The 19,364-nt window shown below is 48.4% G+C and carries 20 protein-coding genes; 9 read left to right on the forward strand and 11 right to left on the reverse strand.

Annotated features, from left to right (window positions below):
- Positions 1-139: 139 nt before the first annotated feature.
- From AAC052_RS08240 to AAC052_RS08280, 9 genes are all read left to right on the forward strand, one after another.
- Entirely contained in the window at positions 140-1,063 is a 924-nt protein-coding gene (locus AAC052_RS08240) for an EamA family transporter (RefSeq protein ID WP_339812437.1), read from the forward strand.
- Between the two features lie 426 nt (positions 1,064-1,489).
- Entirely contained in the window at positions 1,490-1,930 is a 441-nt protein-coding gene (locus AAC052_RS08245) for a GNAT family N-acetyltransferase (RefSeq protein ID WP_339812439.1), read from the forward strand.
- A gap of 31 nt (positions 1,931-1,961) precedes the next feature.
- A complete protein-coding gene (locus AAC052_RS08250; protein ID WP_339812440.1) occupies positions 1,962-2,480 on the forward strand; it encodes a DUF1572 family protein in 519 nt (172 codons plus the stop codon).
- 101 nt (positions 2,481-2,581) lie between these two features.
- A complete protein-coding gene (locus tag AAC052_RS08255; RefSeq protein ID WP_339812442.1) occupies positions 2,582-3,457 on the forward strand; it encodes a hypothetical protein in 876 nt (291 codons plus the stop codon).
- A 255-nt stretch (positions 3,458-3,712) separates the two neighbouring features.
- On the forward strand, positions 3,713-4,258 hold the full coding sequence (locus AAC052_RS08260; protein WP_317491273.1) for a gluconate 2-dehydrogenase subunit 3 family protein: 546 nt from the start codon (positions 3,713-3,715) through the stop codon (positions 4,256-4,258).
- Positions 4,259-4,396: 138 nt separating this feature from the next.
- Complete coding sequence (locus tag AAC052_RS08265; RefSeq protein ID WP_339812445.1) at positions 4,397-6,091, forward strand: GMC family oxidoreductase; 1,695 nt, start codon at positions 4,397-4,399, stop codon at positions 6,089-6,091.
- 153 nt (positions 6,092-6,244) lie between these two features.
- Complete coding sequence (locus AAC052_RS08270; protein ID WP_339812446.1) at positions 6,245-7,111, forward strand: sugar phosphate isomerase/epimerase; 867 nt, start codon at positions 6,245-6,247, stop codon at positions 7,109-7,111.
- A 231-nt stretch (positions 7,112-7,342) separates the two neighbouring features.
- Positions 7,343-7,759 carry a hypothetical protein gene (locus AAC052_RS08275; RefSeq protein WP_339812447.1) on the forward strand — a complete coding sequence of 139 codons (417 nt, stop codon included), beginning with the start codon at positions 7,343-7,345 and terminating at the stop codon, positions 7,757-7,759.
- 88 nt (positions 7,760-7,847) lie between these two features.
- Entirely contained in the window at positions 7,848-8,465 is a 618-nt protein-coding gene (locus tag AAC052_RS08280; protein ID WP_339812448.1) for a class I SAM-dependent methyltransferase, read from the forward strand.
- A gap of 66 nt (positions 8,466-8,531) precedes the next feature.
- On the opposite strand, the gene floA is transcribed toward AAC052_RS08280, so the two are convergent.
- The 11 genes from floA to AAC052_RS08335 form a co-directional block, all read right to left on the reverse strand.
- A complete protein-coding gene (gene floA / locus AAC052_RS08285) occupies positions 8,532-9,476 on the reverse strand; it encodes a flotillin-like protein FloA (protein ID WP_339812449.1) in 945 nt (314 codons plus the stop codon).
- Positions 9,477-9,696: 220 nt separating this feature from the next.
- Complete coding sequence (bglX, locus tag AAC052_RS08290; RefSeq protein WP_339812450.1) at positions 9,697-11,976, reverse strand: beta-glucosidase BglX; 2,280 nt, start codon at positions 11,974-11,976, stop codon at positions 9,697-9,699.
- Between the two features lie 138 nt (positions 11,977-12,114).
- Positions 12,115-13,371: a hypothetical protein gene (locus AAC052_RS08295; RefSeq protein ID WP_339812451.1), complete on the reverse strand. Its 1,257-nt coding sequence runs from the start codon at positions 13,369-13,371 to the stop codon at positions 12,115-12,117.
- Between the two features lie 130 nt (positions 13,372-13,501).
- The gene (locus tag AAC052_RS08300) at positions 13,502-13,885 is read right to left on the reverse strand and encodes a VOC family protein (RefSeq protein ID WP_339812453.1); all 384 of its coding nucleotides are present in this window, start codon (positions 13,883-13,885) and stop codon (positions 13,502-13,504) included.
- Between the two features lie 247 nt (positions 13,886-14,132).
- Complete coding sequence (locus AAC052_RS08305; protein ID WP_339812454.1) at positions 14,133-14,519, reverse strand: type II toxin-antitoxin system VapC family toxin; 387 nt, start codon at positions 14,517-14,519, stop codon at positions 14,133-14,135.
- Positions 14,519-14,731 carry a DUF2281 domain-containing protein gene (locus tag AAC052_RS08310; RefSeq protein WP_339812457.1) on the reverse strand — a complete coding sequence of 71 codons (213 nt, stop codon included), beginning with the start codon at positions 14,729-14,731 and terminating at the stop codon, positions 14,519-14,521. Before AAC052_RS08310 ends, AAC052_RS08305 begins: the two co-directional genes overlap by 1 nt.
- 215 nt (positions 14,732-14,946) lie before the next feature.
- Entirely contained in the window at positions 14,947-15,693 is a 747-nt protein-coding gene (locus AAC052_RS08315) for an NYN domain-containing protein (RefSeq protein ID WP_339812459.1), read from the reverse strand.
- Complete coding sequence (locus tag AAC052_RS08320; protein WP_339812462.1) at positions 15,662-15,931, reverse strand: hypothetical protein; 270 nt, start codon at positions 15,929-15,931, stop codon at positions 15,662-15,664. The genes AAC052_RS08315 and AAC052_RS08320 overlap by 32 nt, the downstream gene beginning before the upstream one ends.
- Positions 15,928-17,457: a serine hydrolase gene (locus AAC052_RS08325; protein WP_339812465.1), complete on the reverse strand. Its 1,530-nt coding sequence runs from the start codon at positions 17,455-17,457 to the stop codon at positions 15,928-15,930. Before AAC052_RS08325 ends, AAC052_RS08320 begins: the two co-directional genes overlap by 4 nt.
- 106 nt (positions 17,458-17,563) lie before the next feature.
- On the reverse strand, positions 17,564-18,484 hold the full coding sequence (locus AAC052_RS08330) for a beta galactosidase jelly roll domain-containing protein (protein WP_339812468.1): 921 nt from the start codon (positions 18,482-18,484) through the stop codon (positions 17,564-17,566).
- Between the two features lie 280 nt (positions 18,485-18,764).
- On the reverse strand, positions 18,765-19,331 hold the full coding sequence (locus tag AAC052_RS08335; RefSeq protein ID WP_317491286.1) for a hypothetical protein: 567 nt from the start codon (positions 19,329-19,331) through the stop codon (positions 18,765-18,767).
- Between the last annotated feature and the right edge of the window lie 33 nt (positions 19,332-19,364).

Here is a 19,364-nt window from a genome sequence, read left to right on the forward strand (position 1 = left end):
GATGGAATGGAATACCGTGGTATTGGACCAGACTGTTTTTTTTATCGCCGACTCCTGAAATTACCGACTGGCGTTGCGCCATTTATTTGTCGATTATTCGTAAATCGCTCTCTTATTTTTTCGGGCTGCAGCCGCACCAATGAAAACACAGACCAAGGCGTATCTTGCACTGACATTTATCTGCATCGTATGGGGTACTACCTACCTGGCCATGCGGGTGGGTGTGTCTCAATTTCCAGCGTTTGCCTTTTCAGCCATCAGGCAGACGATTGCAGGTGGTGGACTGCTGCTGTTTGTCTGGTTGTCAGGCAAGGGTGGCACTATCAATATCGCCTATCTCAGAAAGCACGCCTTTATCGGGTTTATGATGATCACGCTTGGCAACGGCCTGGTGGGTTGGGCCGAAATGTTTATCCCGAGCGGATTGGCTGCGCTTATTTGCGCCATGATGCCCGTTTGCGTGGTGCTGATCAACCTGGCCAGCAAAGCCGAGGAAAAACCCAATGCACTTATTTATGCAGGTCTGCTGTTTGGGGTGGGAGGCTTGATGCTCGTATTTAGAGAACATGTTGCCGACCTGGTGAACCCCGACTATAGAATGGGCATTTTGCTCACGTTCGTCGCCATCATTGGCTGGTCGTACGGTAGTGTGAGTATCCGACGGTATGGTAAGCCCGAAAGTCCGCTCATGAACGCTGGTTTTCATTTGTTTTTTGGAGGCATTGGTATTTGGCTGTTCAGCTTTGCATTCGACGACTACACCCGGTTTTCAATGGTCGACTGGCAGGGAATGTCGGCGCTTTTGTATGTGACAGTGTTTGGCTCGCTTGGTGCTTTTGTCTGCTATCTCTATGTTTTGCAACATTTGCCCGTTGGGCTCGCTTCCATATATGCTTACGTCAATCCACTGGTGGCCGTATTGCTTGGCTGGTGGATATTGGATGAAAAGCTGAATGCCCTCATTGCTTTGGCGTTCGTGATAACAGTTGTTGGCATTTTTATGGTGAACAAAGGCTATAAGGTGAAGGCATACAAAGCGCTTTCAAAGCCAGCCGCTACCTGAGGGAGCAGATCAGGTTGTTACATCGGCGGGGCAAACGCATTTAAAACTATTTATCTTTGAAATGCTTCGTTTTGTCCTAATCCGCTTACTAACGGAAAAAGAAGAATTTCGAAGCTGTTACGCCAGTCAGGCTCTCACTTAAGGGCCGGGGTAATGCTATTAAGTCAAGAGCATTTTGCAATCATAAGGCCTAAGGGGGCCTGCTAATGGTAATCCATACGCCCTTTAGGGTAAGGGGTGAAATCGAAATTGGGAGACTGAACCTCTTAACTTAATAGCATTGAGGATTCCCGGCTAGGGGTTGAAAAACAGCTTTGAAAATAAATTGTCTAATTTGTTTCAAATGCGCTGGCCCCGGCCACTTCTTCTGGAAAAGAATCTCAGGTTGTTTAATTTGCTACTTTGAGACAAAGAGAACACACCGATATGGAAATAAGAAAAGCCAGGCTGAATGATCTTCAGCACCTTACTCCACTTTTTGATGGCTATCGCCAGTGGTATGGCCAGGAAGCAGCCCTTGAAGCAGCGGGGCAATTCCTGGAAGAACGACTACTGAATGGGGAAAGCGTCATTTTTATGGCTTATGTGGAAGGTATAGGCGCAGGGTTTACTCAACTTTATCCATTGTTTAGCTCAGTCACCATGGAGCGCCTTTGGTTGCTCAACGATTTGTATGTAGACAAGAAATTCCGACGCATGGGCATAGGCGAGGGACTGCTGAAAGCCGCTCAAGCGTTCGCCCAAGAAACGAGGGCCAAAGGACTTACGCTGGAAACGCAAGTGAGCAACCTGTCGGCACAGCGGCTGTACGATAGCACGGGGTTTAAGAAAGAAGAGGACTTTTATCATTATTTCTGGAAGGCTTAGTTTAGCCGCAATTAATTAAATATCACTCACGATGAGTTACTTAACTTCTGTAAAAAAGGAATTCCTGCGTTACAAAAGCCTGGGCGACAAGGCGATGGCCCAGGTGGCAGACGGAGCGCTGCACTGGCAGCACAACGAAGAAAGCAATAGCATTGCCACAACGGTGAAGCACATTTGGGGCAATATGATTTCCCGCTGGACGAATTTCTTAACCGAAGACGGCGAGAAGGAATGGCGGCAGCGAGACCAGGAGTTTGAGGAAGACAAAGCCACCAGGGCCGAAGTACTTGCCAGATGGGAGGAAGGCTGGGCTTGTCTTTTCGCAGCACTGGATGCATTGAAGGAGGAGGATCTCAGTCGTACTGTCTACATTCGGGCAGAGGCGCACACGGTGATGGAGGCCATCAACAGACAGCTGGCGCACTATCCTTACCATGTCGGGCAAATCGTTTACCTGGCCAGGATGCAGGCTGGAGACAAATGGACAAGCTTATCCATTGCCCGAAATAAGTCGGATGAATTCAATAGAGAGAAATTCGGGAGAAAATAAAGACGTAAAATTCTATCTTTCAGCGAATTCCCTGTGACGCAGCGGTCATAATTCGTATCTGGAAATTTTTACTTTTCCCTTGTCGGCGCTATTTTAGAATAATGGAACGCCAAAGGTTTCTTTCGCTTTCGATCTGCATCATCCTTGGCAGCTACGGAGTTTTTGCCCAGCAAACGGGTGTGGTCGACTACCCAACGCTCGGCATCAGGTTCTCCATTCCCGACGGATGGAAGGGAGCGGAATCGGGAGAGGTGTTTCTGATGGGTTCAGATACCAAGCCGGGTCTCTTGATACTGATGACCCATCAGGAGTCGCAAATCCAAAACCTTAAAGCACAAGCAGAAGCAGGTCTGGTAGATGAGGGCATTAACCTGCAGAAGTCAGGAGATTTTGAAAAAGTGGGATCGGAAGGGATAGGTGCGGAGTTTTCCGGCAATATCCAGGGAACAAAGGCCAAAGCCTATATTGCGGCAGTTGTCAATCCGTTTGGGACGGGCGTGACAGTGGTAGCTGCTACTGATGTGCCCAACTATTCTTCTCTTTACAAACAACTGGCAAAGGAAATTGCCGGAAGTCTGCAGTTTTCTCAGCCCAAAGAGCCTCCGGTCACTGAAGAGTGGCGACAAACGCTGCAGGGAGCCAAGCTTACCTACCTCAATTCGTATTCCAGCTCAGGCTATGATTCCTATGGCGGCTACAGCGACCATGAGGAGATTTTATTGTGCGGCAACCGCTTTACGTTTTATAAAAGCAGCAGCATGTCCATCGACACTGGCGGGGCCTATGCCAGCAGTGCAGGCAATAGCAACAATGCAGGAAACTGGACAGTGGCCACAAGTGGGGCTGGCGTGCCACTGCTCCGTCTTCAGTACGACAATGGAACGATATCGGACTACGAGCTGGAGTACAAGGAGACGAAGACCTACCTGAATGGCTATCGGTACTTTCGCACCTATGACCACGGGGAGTGCAGGTAGGGTGCACCGTCGCAACACACAGACCTTCTGTCATTCGCTATCAACCTTTCGAATATTTGACCGGCAAAAATTCTTCAAAGAGATAATATCTGGGTAGATTAGTTCACTTGATTTATGGTTTTTCAAAAATGCTGTTGCTGTTCCCGAATGAGTTAGGGCTTTTCCGGGAGCAGGCAACTTGCTCGCCTGAGTAGCACTGATGTGCGGTTTTTGAAATTGTATGGTTTATTATATTTCCCTTTAAGATACCTACTTATGAACAGACGAAGCACCCTCAAGGGTCTGCTTGCCGCTGGCGGTGCCATTGCGGGCCTTTCCCTGGTGGAATGGAAATGGCATATTGTGGAAGATGCCCTCCACCCCAGGTTCTACACTCGCAAAGAAGAGGAGCTTTTTAGCTCAATTGCGGATACCATTATTCCTGCCGGAACCCCGCCTTCAGTGCCAGGTGGCCCAGCCGAGCCCATCGGTGCGCTCTCAACCGGTACCGATAAATTTCTAATGAAGCTTCTCGAAAAATGCTACGAGAAAGAAGACCAGGACAAACTGCGGCTTCAGATGGCAGCGCTAGAAAAGTCGGCCGAGGATACTTACGGGGAGTCGTTCGCTGACTGCACACAGGAGCAGCGGGTTGAACTGCTAATGACAAGGTCGAATTCGGAAGTGGAGGAAGAGAAAGAATTCTTCGACTTTATGAAAGACCAAACCATCCGTGGCTTTACCACCACACAGGTAGTTATGACCAACTACCGAGACTACAAAGTGGCACCGGGTCATTTCTATGGATGCGCCAGTGTTTGATTCTAAAATTCCAAAAGACAAAAACCAAAACACAAATAAATCTCAAAAAGCAAATCACCAATACCAATTCGTTTCGAATTTGACCTTTGGTGCTTAATTGAATTTTGATGCTTGCGATTTGTGATTTAACCAACAGTTATGTTACAAGATTCTAAAGATAAACGTACCTACGACGCCATTGTGATTGGCTCAGGAGCCAGCGGAGGCTGGGCTGCCAAAGAGCTGTGTGAAAAAGGATTGAAGACACTGGTGCTTGAAAGAGGCCGGGACGTAAAACATATCAAGGACTATCCCACAGCTTCCAAAGCCCCATGGGACTTCGAATTCCGTGATAGTGTGCCCATTGAGAAGCGAGTAGGTTACGGCAATGCACGGTTCCTCAGAGAATCATCGCTGCCGTTTGCGCTGAAGGAGGATGAGCAGCCCTTTATTCAGGAAAAGCCTTTCCGCTGGTTCAGGGGATACCATGTAGGCGGCAAATCACTGCTGTGGGCCCGGCAAACCCAACGCTGGAGCGACTATGACTATGAAGGCCCGGCCCGGGATGGTTTTGCGGTAGACTGGCCCATCAGGTACAAAGACGTGGAGGAATGGTATACCTACGTGGAGAAATTTGCAGGTGTTTCGGGCAATAGGGATGGCCTGGCGGTGCTGCCCGACAGCGAGGTAATGCCGGCTTTTGAGCAAAGCTGCATAGAGCAATACTTTCAGGAAAGCATTAAGAAAAACTATAGCGACAGGGTGATGATCCAGGGGCGGTGTGCTCATCTCACCGACCCTCAGCAAATCCATATCGATCAGGGCAGAGGCAAGTGCCAAAACCAAACCATGTGCAACAGGGGCTGCATTTACGGAGGCTACTTCAGTAGCAACGCTTCCACTATTCCCTGGGCCATGAAAACGGGCAATATGACCATGAGGCCCAACGCCGTGGTGCACTCGGTTATTTATGATGATGCGAAAGGCAAGGCCACCGGTGTGCGTGTGATCGACGCTGAATCGAAGGACATCATAGAGTTTTATGCCCGCATTATCTTTGTGAATGCGTCCACGCTGAACAGCAACGCCATTCTGCTGAACTCCACGTCGTCGAGGTTCCCCATGGGACTCGGCAACGACAACGGCATCATGGGCAAGTACATAGCCTGGCATAATTACCGGGGCAAAGGCAATGCTGAGTACGAAGGCTTCCAGGACAAACGCACCGACGGGCGCAACCCTGATCACTCCTATATTCCACGATTCAGAAACGTGCACAAGCAAGAAACCGACTTCCTGCGTGGCTATGCCATAGGCATTGGCGGGGGCAGGGGGCAGCGCTCCGACACCAGCATGATTGGCGATGAGCTGAGAGACAACCTGCTGGACAGGGAATATGGCAACTGGAACATCAGCAGCTGGATGATGGGAGAAACGGTGCCTGTTGAAAGCAACCACGTGCGACTGAGCCGGGACATGAAGGACAAATATGGCATTCCTCAGCTCATTGTGTCTGTGGAGTGGCAGGAAAACGACGACAAAATGGTGCAGGATTACCTGGAGCAGCAGCAGGAAATGTTCGAAAAGGCCGGCTTTATCAATGTGAGAGTGAATGACAGCCATTCGCTTCCCGGCTCGGATATCCACGAAGTGGGCGGCGTGCGCATGGGAAGAGACCCTAAAACGTCACTCCTCAACGAGTGGAACCAGCTTCATGCCTGTAAAAATGTGTTCGTGTCAGACGGCGCTTGCATGACTTCCACGGGAACGCAAAACCCAACACTTACCTTCATGATGCTGACGGCCCGTGCCGCTAACCATGCAGTAGATGAATTGAACAAACTGAATTTGTAGCATGTGGTGTGCACGGGTGGTGCCCACACCGTGTCATATCGCCCGATGAATTAATGGAGCAAGTCGAAGGCTGAGATTCTTGAGCGGTAGACGTAATATCAGGTGGTGGCATCACATTTATGGAATTGAAAACGAATAGTAAATACACTTAAAATGAAAAAACACCTGATAGCTTTCATTATTCTTTTTGTCGCCTGGCAACTGCCGCACCCAACGCAAGCCCAGAAAAAGGGCGATCCGTTGTACACCGCACCGCTGGGCGTGCAGGCCTACACGTTCCGCAAGAGCTTCCCTAAGGGAGTAGAGGCTACTCTGGACACCATTGCCTCGCTGGGCTTTACCGAGCTGGAAGGCGGAGCGCCTGCTGGCATGACAGGCGAAGAGTACAGAAAATTGTGTGAAGCGAGGGGCATCAGCATTCCCGGCACTGGCACGGGCTATGAGCAACTGGTGAAAGACCCTCAGGCCGTAGCCGACAACGCCAAAGCCCTGGGCGCCAAGTTTGTGATGTGCGCCTGGATCCCCCACAAAAGGGCTGAATTTAACCTCGAGAATGCCCAAAAGGCAGCGGAGGATTTTAACAGAGCAGGCAAAGTGTTGAAAGAAAATGGCCTTACTTTCTGCTACCACGTGCATGGCTATGAGTTTCAACCTTACGGAAAAGGCACGCTGATGAACTATATCATTGAGAACACTAACCCTGAGTACGTGTCTTTCGAAATGGACATTATGTGGACGCATTTTGGTGGTGGAGATCCGGTGAAGCTCCTGAAGAAATACGGCGACCGCTGGAGACTGCTGCACGTAAAAGACCTGAAAAAAGGCACGCCGAAAGACTTGACAGGTGGTACGGGTCAGGAGAATGACGTAACTCTTGGACAAGGAGAACTCGACATTCCGGGAATACTCAGGGAAGCTAACAAAATAGGCATCAAGCACATGTTCATTGAAGATGAGAGCCTCAATCCAATGCTGCAAGTGCCTCAAAGCATTGCCTACCTGAAGAGCTTAAAATATTGAAACACAGTGGTGATGAAAAAAGAGGCCTTCGCCTCTTTTTTCATTTCTAAGTGCTACAAGCGTTGCATTAACTCCCCCAATGGAGTCCCTGAAGGCACCATTGCGACCGGTTTTGGAAGGGTATGTTGTTCTGGGCAATGTTGCTCAACCTTTGTCTCTTTTTATCTCTAATGATTTAAAGTAAATTGATGTAGCCATTGATGATGAATTTGAAACGCTAACCTGATTACCATGAATCCGATCCTTAAAAACATTATATCAGTTGTCATCGGTGTTGTAATTGGCAGTATCGTGAATATGGGCATTGTGATGATCAGCGGGTTTGTTATACCTCCTCCTGAAGGTGCCGACGTAACGACCATGGAAGGGCTACAAGCCTCGCTGCATTTATTCGAGCCAAGGCATTTCATTATGCCATTTTTAGCCCATGCTTTGGGAACATTGGCAGGAGCAATGCTGGCCGGTCTCATTGCTGCCAACAACAAGATGAAATTTTCTGTAGGCATTGGTGTTTTCTTTCTGGCGGGTGGCATCACAAATGCCTTCATGCTGCCAGGCCCTATCTGGTTTGCGGTTTTGGATATGGTGGTTGCCTATATTCCGATGGGTTTTATAGCCGGGAAAATGGCTGTGAGATTGACAAAGTGACTAGCCTTTCGTAACACCATCTTTCGCAATATTTTGCAGGGGAGCTATTGAGTGATCGCCGGGAAAGGAAAGGCCAGATAGTAAAACAATGACAGATCCAAAAGAGATTGTTAGAGAGGGTTATGATAAACTTTCTTCGGACTATAGAATACATTTCGCCGCATCTCATGAAGCTAGTTATGAACCGTGGCTGAATAGCTTTGTTCAATACTTGAAGGCCGATGATAAGATCCTGGAACTGGGCTGTGGAGATGGTCTTCCAGTTGCCCGGTTTTTAAGTCAGCGTCACCGGTACCTGGGAGTTGAAATTTCGCCAGCGCAAGTGGCACTGGCCCGTGCCAATGTTCCGGAAGGTACTTTTGAAGTAGCAGATATGACAAAACTGTTTTTACAGACGGGGGAGTTCGCCGGTATTGTGGCCTTGTACTCTCTCATTCACGTGCCCATTGAGCAGCAACCTGCGCTGATTGAAGCAATGTATATTTGGTTGCAAGCTGGGGGATGTGTTTTAGCAATAGTAGGAGCGAAGGCCTGGACTGGTATAGAAAAAGACTGGATTGTTGCCGGCACAACCATGTACTGGAGCCATGCGGATAGCAACACCTACATCAAATGGTTTTCTTCAGCAGGGTTCACAATAGAAGAAACAAAATACATCCCTGAGGGAGACTCTGGGCATACATTGATCATTGCCAGAAAGACGTAACTATGGTATCGATCTCCCCTCTGGTAGTGTTTCCCGAAGGTGATACCGACGATTTAGTTGCTCTTATTACTTCTTGGCCGCTGCTGGTTTCTTTGCTGGCTGGTCTTTCTTAAAGTCGATGCCCGCCACCAAATTACCTGTTCTAAATGCTCCTGAAAGGGCTGCCGGAATTTGTGCTTCCGCCAGAATCACTTTAGCACGTGCTTCCTGAATACGGGCAATCATTTCCTGCTCGTTGGCGACGGCCATGGCCCTGCGCTCTTCAGCTTTGGCCTTGGCAATGCTCAGGTCGGCAGAAGCCTGGTCGATTTGCAGCATGGAACCAATGTTTTGTCCAATATCGATGTCGGCAATATCGATTGAAAGGATTTGAAAGGCTGTACCAGCGTCAAGGCCATTTTCCAGCACCTGTCTGGATATGCTTTCGGGGTTTTCAAGAATGAACTTATAGCTGGTGGCCATACCAATTCTTGAGATGATTCCCTGGGCCACTCTTGCTTTGATGGTTTCTTCACCAGCACCACCCACAAGCTGCTGCAGGTTGCTTCGCACTGTAACACGGGCAACAGCAATGAGCTGAATGCCATCCATTGACACAGCTGTGATGGCAGGCACAAGCACCATATAAGGCGTTACAGATACCTTTACCGCATCCAACACGTCTCTACCAGCCAGGTCAATGGCAGTAGCTTGCTTAAAATCAAGTTTGAGGTTGGCTTTGTCGGCCATGATCAACGCCTTGATAACAGCGACCAGGTTGCCTTTGGCCAGGTAGTGCGTTTCCAGCATTTCGACGGAAATATCGGGAATGCCAGCTTTTGCAGCCAATATCATCGATTTGACGATTAGCCCCGGCGGCACCTTGCGGAATCTCATAAAAACAAGCGTCATCAGATTAACTCTGACACCCGAAAACTGCGCTGTAATCCACAGACTAATAGGGAAGATGTATAAGAGCAGCCAGAGGCCGACAATAATAACACCGATGGTAATGAGTAGTTGAACAGGCATTTGAGTTGATAGATGGGGTTGAGCGGTGGCGACTATTAGCCAACTGCCTTTTTAATAAATGATACCCTGAAAGATAGGTATTATTTATTGGCTACTCCTTTCAGTAGAGTTAAATAGTTTCTCTCCGGCCGTATAAAAATCGCAGCGACCTAAAAAATAGAAGCCGGGACACCTTTCCTGAACAAAGCATCCCGGCCCATTATGACGGAATCGTGACCATTTACTTCTCAGTGAACCTTGTGGAAAGTCCACCGACGGAGCTTCCACCCACTGTTATTTCATATTCTCCTGGTTCCACAATGAAGTTACCTTCATTGTCATAGAAGCCTAATTCCGCCTCTCCCAGCGTAAAGCTAATCTGTTTGCTTTCTCCAGCCTTGATCATCAGTTTTTCAAACCCTTTCAGCTCTTTCACCGGTCGGGTAACGCTGGCAGCAATGTCATGGAGGTAAAGCTGTACTACCTCTTCTCCATCTAGCTGGCTGGTGTTGGTTACCTTTAAATTAACGACCACCTTACCCTTTTCGGGCTGGCTTACTTGTAAGTCGGCATAGTCGAAGTCGGCATAGCTCAGGCCATAACCGAATGGATAAAGCGGGTCATTGGCCTCATCGGAGTAGTGCGACCAGAACACGATGCCATTGCCAGCGTCATTGGGTCGGCCGGTACGCTTGTGGTTGTAGTAAATGGGTACCTGGCCAACACTGCGGGGGAAAGACATGGGCAGCTTTCCGCTGGGGTTGTAGTCGCCGTAAATCACCTGTGCTATAGCATTGCCACTTTGGCTGCCTAAATGCCAGGCCTGTACAAGTGAGGGCACTAATTTAGACTCCCTGCTGAGGTCGAGAGGACGGCCGCTCATGGTAACGAGCACCACGTTTTTGTTTGCTTTTGCAACAGCTTCCAGTAGTTCGGTTTGCACTCCCGGCAGGGTAATATCAGTGCGGCTGCGGCCTTCGCCCGATTGAAAGCCATTCTCGCCCAATACAATGACAACCACATCGGAGTTTTTAGCAGCCTGTACTGCTGCCTGGAATCCGCTTTTGTTAGTTTCGTTGATTTTCACTTCCATCAGAAAGGTCGCAGGCTCTGTCACAAGGTCAGCGCCTTTGCTGTAGTTGTACTGGTTGCCGACATATTGCTGCAGGCCTTCCCATACCGACACTGCCGTGTTGGCATCGGCGCCGCCCCTCCAGCTGCCAATGGGGCTGTCTTTGTCTGTGGCCAGTGCACCAATCACGGCGATTTTCTGACCAGTCTTTTTTAGCGGCAGTAAGTTGCCATCATTTTTGAGCAGCACGACGGACTTTTTCGCCATGTCCAACACGCCCGACACGTGGTCGGGGTGGCCGGTCAGGTCTTTCTCTCTTTGCTCGTCGCAGTAGCGGTAAGGGTCATCAAAAAGCCCTAGCTCAAATTTCACTTTCAGTATTCTCCTCGCAGCGTCATTGATCAGTGCCACGTCTACTTTGCCAGCGTCAACCAGCCCTTTCAGTTCTTTGACGTACAGGTACGACTCCATGTCCATATCTGAACCAGCCAGCGCAGCCAGTCTGGCGGCCTCGGAGCCATTGGCAGCATAGCCATGAACGATCATTTCACCTATAGAGCCCCAGTCGGAGACAACAAAGCCCTCGAAGCCCCACTTGCCTTTGAGGATGTCTCTCTGGAGCAGGCTGTTGCCAGTGGCGGGAATGCCATTGAGTACGTTGAACGCATTCATGAAAGTGCGTGCCCCTGCATCGGAAGCCGCCTTGAATGGGGGAAGCACCATGTTGTAGAGTGTGGAGGTGCCAATGTCAACGGTGTTGTAGTCACGGCCACTTTCGGAAAAGCCGTAACCGGCAAAGTGCTTAACGCACGCCGCTATCGTTAGCGGATCGGCCAGGTTATTGCCCTGGAAGCCATTGACCCGTGCCACCGCTATTTTGCTGCCGAGGTAGGGGTCTTCGCCTGCACCTTCCATCACCCGGCCCCAGCGGGCGTCCCGGCCAATGTCCACCATGGGGGCAAAGGTCCAGCTTATTCCAGCTGCCGCTGCCTCTACGGCGCCGATGTGGGCCGCTTTTTCGATGGCCGCTAAGTCCCAGCTCGCCGCCTCGGCCAGCGGTATGGGGCTCATGGTTTTGTAGCCATGGATCATGTCGAAGCCGATGATGAGGGGAATACCCAGCCGGGTTTCCTCCACCGCTATCTTCTGTACTTTCCTCACTTCAGCCACGCCACGCACGTTTAGCATCGAGCCGACGAGGCCTTTTCTGAGGTTCTCGTATTTCATGGCGGCATCGCCTTCGGCGGGCACAGGGCCCGTTACGTCCCAGAAGCCATTGTACTGATTCATTTGCCCTATTTTTTCTTCCAGGGTCATCAACGCCATCAGGCTATCGACTCGCTGGTCGACTGCGCTTGAAGGTTTTGACGATGAGGTGGAGGAATTGTCGGGTTGGTTGCAGGCCACCATCGCCGTTGCGACAATGACCATGAGTATTATCTTTCTCATAGGAGTGTGTTTTGGAAACAAATGTTGAATGAGGCTGGTGCCTCTTTTTGTTTGTCCAAGGTACACTTTGATGAAAACGCAGGAACGTACGGACGTCAGCAAAAGAACTGACATTCATCACCTAATGTGGGTGTGGTTTTATTTCATTTTCTCAATAGGCGTGCTGGCTTTTGAGTTTGAAATCAGCACAGCATAGTCGATGAACGCTGTGGTCGACTTTCCCTTTACGTCGTCGCCGTTCGATGCCTCATCCTTCATCACCACTTCGATCAAGTCGGGTATGCCGTTGGCGTAGGGAGTACCCTGGCCATTGAGCTTGAACAGTGTGATGTCGGATATCCGGGTTTTCTTGAGGTTTTTTATTCCCAGAAAGTATTCCTTCCTGTAGTCGCCAATGCAAAATCCTCCTTCAGTTATATGGGTTTTGTATCCTTTGTCATCGTATTCCACCTCCCAAAGCACCCGGCTTTTGGTAAGGTAGCCTATAATGGAAATGACTTCTTCCCTTGCGTAAATGCCGTTTTCGATGAGCATGGTGAAGAATGACGCATTTCCTTTCTCGCCTTCTCTGTCTTTCTCCAGGTGAAAGAAGCCAAAGCGAGCGAATTGTGGTTTGTTTTTGAAGTCGTACAAATCGCTTAGCCCGACATAGTTGTCGTAGATCGTTTCTCCCCTCTTCGACGAGAAAACCTCAAAAGTCACTTTCAGATTGCGGATCAAGTGGTCAAATATGAATGGATCGTTGATGCCCTTGCTGAAATCATCCGGAGTTGCTTCATAAGTTGCCACAAATGCTCTGAGGATGGCTTTTGAGTCACTGTCATAATAGGGCGAATAGTCGGTGGTGTCGGCCTCCAGCATGTTAGCTACCCGATCCAAAGCAGGGCTTTCAACAACCTGTCGATCGATGAGTTCGAGCAGGAGCTTGCAGGTGTATTTGTAGGTCACTATCAAATCAATACCTACCACGGTCAGTTTGTCTTCTGCCGGGAGTTGGTCGTTGAGCTGCTTTAGCGCTGTCCACTTGTTGTAGGTTTCCACCGTTTTGTCCTGCGGCACCCTCACGCCGTAATGAGTGACCAAATCCTTCAGTAAAACCGTGTCACCTGAGGCCAGGTAGCTGTTGAAATAATGGGCAATGGCGAAATCGGTTTCGGGCAGGTAGTAGCTGATGCTGCCGGTTTTTGTGAACGACTGAAGCAAGGCTATTTCAGTGATTTCTGTCTTTGCGCTGCCGTGGTAGGCCCCGAAGCCTATGATTTTGAAGTCTGCTTGTGGAAAATTGAATTCGTTAGTCAGTAAGTCATAACGATTTTCCTGTAAGTGCTCTTTTTTTGACTGAGCCGATAGGTTGAGTGTGATCACCAGCGCAAGGGCAGTTAACGTCTTGGTCATTCGAACTTTTTTGTGCTAAGGACTCTGGTGTGTGTTTACCGTTGCATGGCACCGCTAAATTAATCTACAGTGCATTCTTTTCTAGAGCACTGCTAAAAAACTTCCTTTCTGGCTGGTTTTTACACCCTACTCAAGTCGTAATCTCAACCAAATTGCCATCAGGGTCGGCTACCACGCTTTCATAATAGCCATCGCCCGTTGTTCGTGGCTCGCCAATAATCTCAAAGCCGTCTTTTCTTAGCTGCTCAGTGAGTTGATCCACCTTTTCCTTCGAGCCGACACTCATGGCCCAGTGTATCAGCCCTTTTCTATAGGCATCTCCGGGGTGCTGTTCTACCTCTGGCCTGGCCATGATTTCGAGCCTGGCGCCTGAGTCAAAAGTAAGGAAGTAAGAAGTGAATTGCTTGGTGGGGTTGTGGTATTTTTCGCTAGCTGTGGCGGCGAAGTAGGTGGTGTAAAAGTCTTTTAGCTCTTCAAGCTTTGTCGTCCAAACGGCGATGTGTTCTATTTTCATTGGTAAGCGTACTTGATTTATTTCGTAAATAAATAGGTCTGATGTTTTTCTTGCCTGACTCTCTTTTTTTGATGTCGAAAGCTTTAGTGCTTTTGATAAGAGAAGACAGTTTTGAATACTTATAGTTCCTGGGATCAAAGTCCGTCTTTTTCTTGATCAAGTAATTGCCCAGCGAGCCTAGAAAGGCCAAGCCGCTGTCGTCGGAGATTTCATCCACACTTTCTATGAAGGCCTTTATCAGCTTTGCTCACCAAATCACCTCAATTCTACTATATAAACGGAAGTTAGGATCCTTGGATATCACTTTAAGGTTTTCTGAAATACCCTGAGCGATGATAACCCTGTCAAATGGGTCTTTGTGGTGGTTTTCCAATGTTGACAAGCCGATGAGGTGGTCGAAGTCAAGTGGTAGAATTTCAAAGCTGTTCTTTATAATTTCTTCTTTCAGATTTGAAAGAGGTATGCCCAAAGTTAGTTTCCCAAGGCTTATCTTAATTGCAATCTCCCAGATTGAAGCAATGCTAACGAATTTTTTTGTGGCAGAATCCTCAATGGTAGTGCGGGCAGTTGTTGAAAGTTGGTCGTCTCCACCCAAAAACCAAAGGAATGCATGAGTGTCCAACAAATGACTCATTACATGTAATCATTGAACACGTCCAAAGGAGCGTCAAAGTCTTCTGAGAGCTTTATTTTACCTTTGAGACTTCCAAATACAGGCTTGTGGCTTTTTCCCTTCTCTTTTTTTGATTTTTTCTGAATTAGAAAGTCTATAAAATCGGAAGCCTCCTTCTTTAAATCGGGGGGTAGCGTCTCGAGTTTTGTATATAGCGTTAAGGCTGCCATCATTTATTTTTATAACACAAGTTAAATCATTCTAGCTAATCAGCCAATACTTTGTAATGGTGGATGATGCCCTATTTTCATCCAAAGTGACTTCAGTGGTTTAACGTAATAATACTCAAACTGGTTAACTGTCTTGAGCCTCACTGTTGATCGATGAAGCTTCCTCGGGCTGATTCACCCAGTTGGATGCCGAGGGGTTGAGTTACCTCAATAGGCAATTACTTATTTTTCAAATAAATATGCTTGATGTTTTTCTCGCCTGATTCTCTGGCTTCAATGATGAAGGCATTCGTGCTTTTGATAAGGGGAGATAGCTTTGAAAACCCATAATTCCTGGGGTCAAAATCTGTCTTTTTCTTGATCAGGTAACTTCCCAGCGAGCCCAGGAAAGCCCAGCCGTCATCGTCAGAAATTTCATCCACGCTTTCCTTAATCACTTTTATTAGCTCCTTATCTACTTTGCTGACCGACGAAGGCTGAGCTTTTCGTTGACTCTTTTGATTGGGCTTTTCATGTGATTCAATTGCCTGCTCCTTCTTCAATATTTCGATGTAGATGAATTTGTCACACGCCGTGATGAATGGGCGGGGTGTTTTCTTCTCCCCAATGCCAATGACAAACATGCCTGCTTCCCGCAAACGTGTGGCGAGGCGTGTAAAGTCGCTGTCGCTGGACACAATGCAAAATCCGTCGACTCTTTTAGAGTAAAGCAAATCCATGGCATCAATGATCAGGGCGCTGTCGCTTGAATTCTTGCCCTGTGTATAGCTGTACTGCTGGATGGGAGTGATGGCATTCTCGAGTAATACATTTTTCCATCCCGATACCGTGGGTTTTGTCCAGTCGGCATAAATACGCTTGATGGTGGGATTGCCGTATTTGGCAATTTCGTCGAGCATTTCTTTGATGTGTGCATAAGGCACATTGTCTGCGTCAATGAGTACTGCAAGCTTGTCGTCCTTCATAGGGGATGTGTTTTTTTTGTGATTGGCAAGGCTGCTGACTCCGACTAGTCTGCATTCGCAGGCTGCCGACGATCAGCTTTTGTTTCAGTTTAAGAATAGTGCCGGTGCGGAAAGATACCAATTTTTCACGGCGGTGGGTCATCAGCGGATCAAGCGAGGCAAACGCCTGATAGTAAGTAGAACCAATAGGGATTGGTGGGCGGTATTTTACACTTTCTGCACATTTTACTGGCTTCATTTTTTAGTGTTTACCAAATCCACCTCGTCAAAGAAGATGTCGCCGTTGGGTACGTCGAAGTGCAGGCCGGTTACTTTCATGTTGTTGTCGATTTTGAACTGGAGGGTGCCGAAGTCAAACCAGGCTTGTGGCTCCCGCCATTTGATCTCCCAGGTGTCGTAGTGCCAGTGCACCAGGTCGGCTGTTAAGCCCGGATTGTCCTCCATATAAAACCAGAGTTTATCGTCCTGTTTTACCACTACCACATTGCCATGCATGCCTGCCCAGTAGGTGCCAGCATATTTTTCAAGCGACAGGCTGGGTTTTGTACCGCTCACCCTTGCTTGCCTTCTTTGTGCTATGTCGTCGTAATGGCTCTTGTTGTTGTTGTTTCGTGCCAAAGCCTCTGCTGAAAAGTCTTTTGTTTCTGCCTTGATGTACTGGTTGATGATGTAGTAACACAGTGGAGAGGCAATCCCTTTCATGCTGTTGGTGAGCACCACCACCCCGAGGTTTTCATCGGGTACCATCATCATATAGGAGTACATGCCGTCGTAGCCGCCGCTGTGGGCTACCAATTGTTTGCCATAGTAATCGCTCACACCATAGCCAAGGCCATAGCCGGAAAAATGTTTCCCTGGTGTGGCTGCTCTGGCCTGCTCCGACACAACGAAATTATTGTGCGGCGTCCAGAGCCTGTTTTGCTGTTCTTTAGCGATGATGGTTTTTTGGCTTGTTTTGCCGCCATTCAGGTTCATGATGGTCCATTTGGCCATGTCGTCGGCGCTGGAAATGATGCCACCGGCAGCGCCCATGTTGTCCCAGTTTACCCACGGAATGGGCTCGTTGTTGCCGACAGCATCAGGTTTATGTGGGGAAGCATAGTTGTCTTTGGCTTCTAAATCATCGGTGGATGTTACAGTGCGATTCATGCCCAATGGTGCTATGATTTGCTTTCTCACGTACCCATCCCATGGTAGACCTGAAGCGCTTCTGATGACCTCGCCAGCTGCGATGAACATGAGGTTGGAGTAGCCGTATCCGTTACGAAACTCATAAGCCTGGGGCACATATTTCACCTTCTTTACCACATCTTCGGCGGATAAGTTGGCCTTGTACCACATCAGGTCACCGCTGAATGTACCGAGGCCCAGCCTGTGGCAAAGCAGGTCTTCTACCGTAGCATGCCGGGTGGTATAGTCGTCGTACAATTCAAAGTAGGGGAGGTGGTCAATCACTTTATCGTCCCAGTTGAGCTTGCCTTCTGCAACTAGTTGCCCGATGGCCGTTGCCACAAACGCCTTGGTATTGGAGGCGATGGCGAACAGAGTTTCGCTGTCCACCGCCTCTTTGCCGCCTGCTTCCTTTACTCCGTAGCCTTTGGAAAGCACCACTTTGCCATCTTTAACGATAGCTACTGCAATGCCTGGTACATTCCAGTCTTTCTGCGCTTTGGCGATGTATTTATCAAGATCGGCAACCTTCGGCTGTGCTGTCGCAACAGAGCATGAGAAGACGAGGAGCAGGAAGATGTATTTGAATTTCATAGCAACGAGCATTGGTTGCTATGAAATTAGGAAAAAGTTTTAACACACGGAGAGGGGGGTGGGGGCGGCTTCGCACGATTTCGATGTCTGCCTTGCGCAATCGGCGCTATCTCAGAAACTTATCAATGATCTCCGCCGGGAAGATGCCCACCGGGCCTTCGTAGATGCCAGCGTTGCCACCAATGTCAGTAACTTCTACCGAAATAACATTCTCGCCCTCCCAGTTGATAAGCTCAGGGGGGATGGGGTAGTCCCGGTAGGTTTCCCATGAGTGCGACTGACCCAGGGGCCTGCCGTCGTTTGTTGCGCCAATTAGCTTTCCATTCAGGTACACCTTATCGAAGTCGTCGATTTTACCAAGCAGGAGCACCAGTGGCTTGTTCTTCAGCTTAGCATCCATTTTGAAGTGCTTGCGATAGTAGAAGGTGCTTTCCCAGTGTTTTTTGCCTTTGGTGTGCAGGAAGCCGGGTACCATAATCACCCCCCATTTTTTATCGTCAAAGTTGGCGAGCTTCCATTGAGACTCATAGCCTTCTGCAAACTTCCATACTCCCTCCAGCCTCATTCCCTGATCGAGCGAGCTCCACGACGCAAAAAGACCGATGTCACCGCTGACAATGCCGCCGCTGTGGATGGTGTCAAATATCCGGACTGAAATGACATTCTCTCCATTCAGGTTCAGGAATTCTGAAGGAATGTAATACCATCGCTTGGCATTGTAGGCGGTACTGAATTGAGGAGGGAAGCTACCAAAAAAACCGATAAGATGGCCATTGACAAATACCTGATCAACATCGTCGATATAGCCAAGGTTGAGGTAAATATTGTTGAATTTGGCTACTTCGCTGCCATCGAATTTCTTTCTATACCAGGCGTAGCCATCATAGCCGTTGAAGCCTTCCGACTCCCATTCCGACGGCGCATAGATAGTTTCCCACTGGCTGTCATCGTATTTGGGCTTTGCCCAGTCCATGTTGTCACCAATATGAAATTTCCAGCTGCCTCGAAGCGATACCACTTTTTGCATGTTTCTTCCTTGCGAAAAAACTGAAGCAGAAAATAGCAGAAGGCAAATAGTCGAAATGTATCTAGCGCTATGCATCAGGTGATCTGTTTACGGTTCACGAACATACCAGATGTTCATTTTTCTCACCCAGGACGAGCAATATCTATGCGTTTTTCTTTTTTTCAAAGAAATTGACCCTGGCTTTCAATGGATTGTTGTAAAACTTTGTCATCTAAAAAATCCCGCTTGAGACTAGCGGGACTTTCTCCAAACAACTATTAAACTAAATTTTTAGAAAATGTTACATCGATACCCTCTTGGAGCTGTTGCTGGAAGAGACTTCGAACGTAAAGCCTTTAGAGCTGATGCCTGAAAGGTCGAATACTTTGCTGAAGCCCTTATTGAAAGTGATGCTTTCGCTATGTACCAGTTCACCGGTTTGGTCAAATATGCCTATAGTGGCACCATGACTCTTCGGGTCTTTATACACCAACTGGTATTTGCTGCCACCTAGTTGGTTAACGCCCATCTCTTCAAGCTCTTGCACCCTGGCCATGAGAGTAAATTCGCCATCTTTGTCGGACACTACTATCTGATAAGTGCCAGGGCCGAGATCTTTCATATTATATGGGCGCTTAAAGCCTCTTTTGTTGTCTATGCGATCTACCCGGAGTACATGCCCCGCTTCGTCAAGTATTTTTACTTTGACGATGCCTGGAGTGGCGTCGGCGTAGATCAGGTTATACCTGCCTTCAACTTGTGAAGGAATGAGAGCGGCTTTGGATGACTTGTCTCCATTGCCTTCTGCCAATGTCGCTGTGCTCATAGCTGCTACGAGCATTGCGCTTAAAATGATAGTTCTTTTCATGAGTTTCTGAATTTAATTGACTTGTTGTTGAAT

The sequence above is a fragment of the uncultured Imperialibacter sp. genome, from assembly GCF_963974565.1.
In the GTDB taxonomy this organism is placed as follows: Bacteria; Bacteroidota; Bacteroidia; order Cytophagales; family Cyclobacteriaceae; genus Imperialibacter; species Imperialibacter roseus.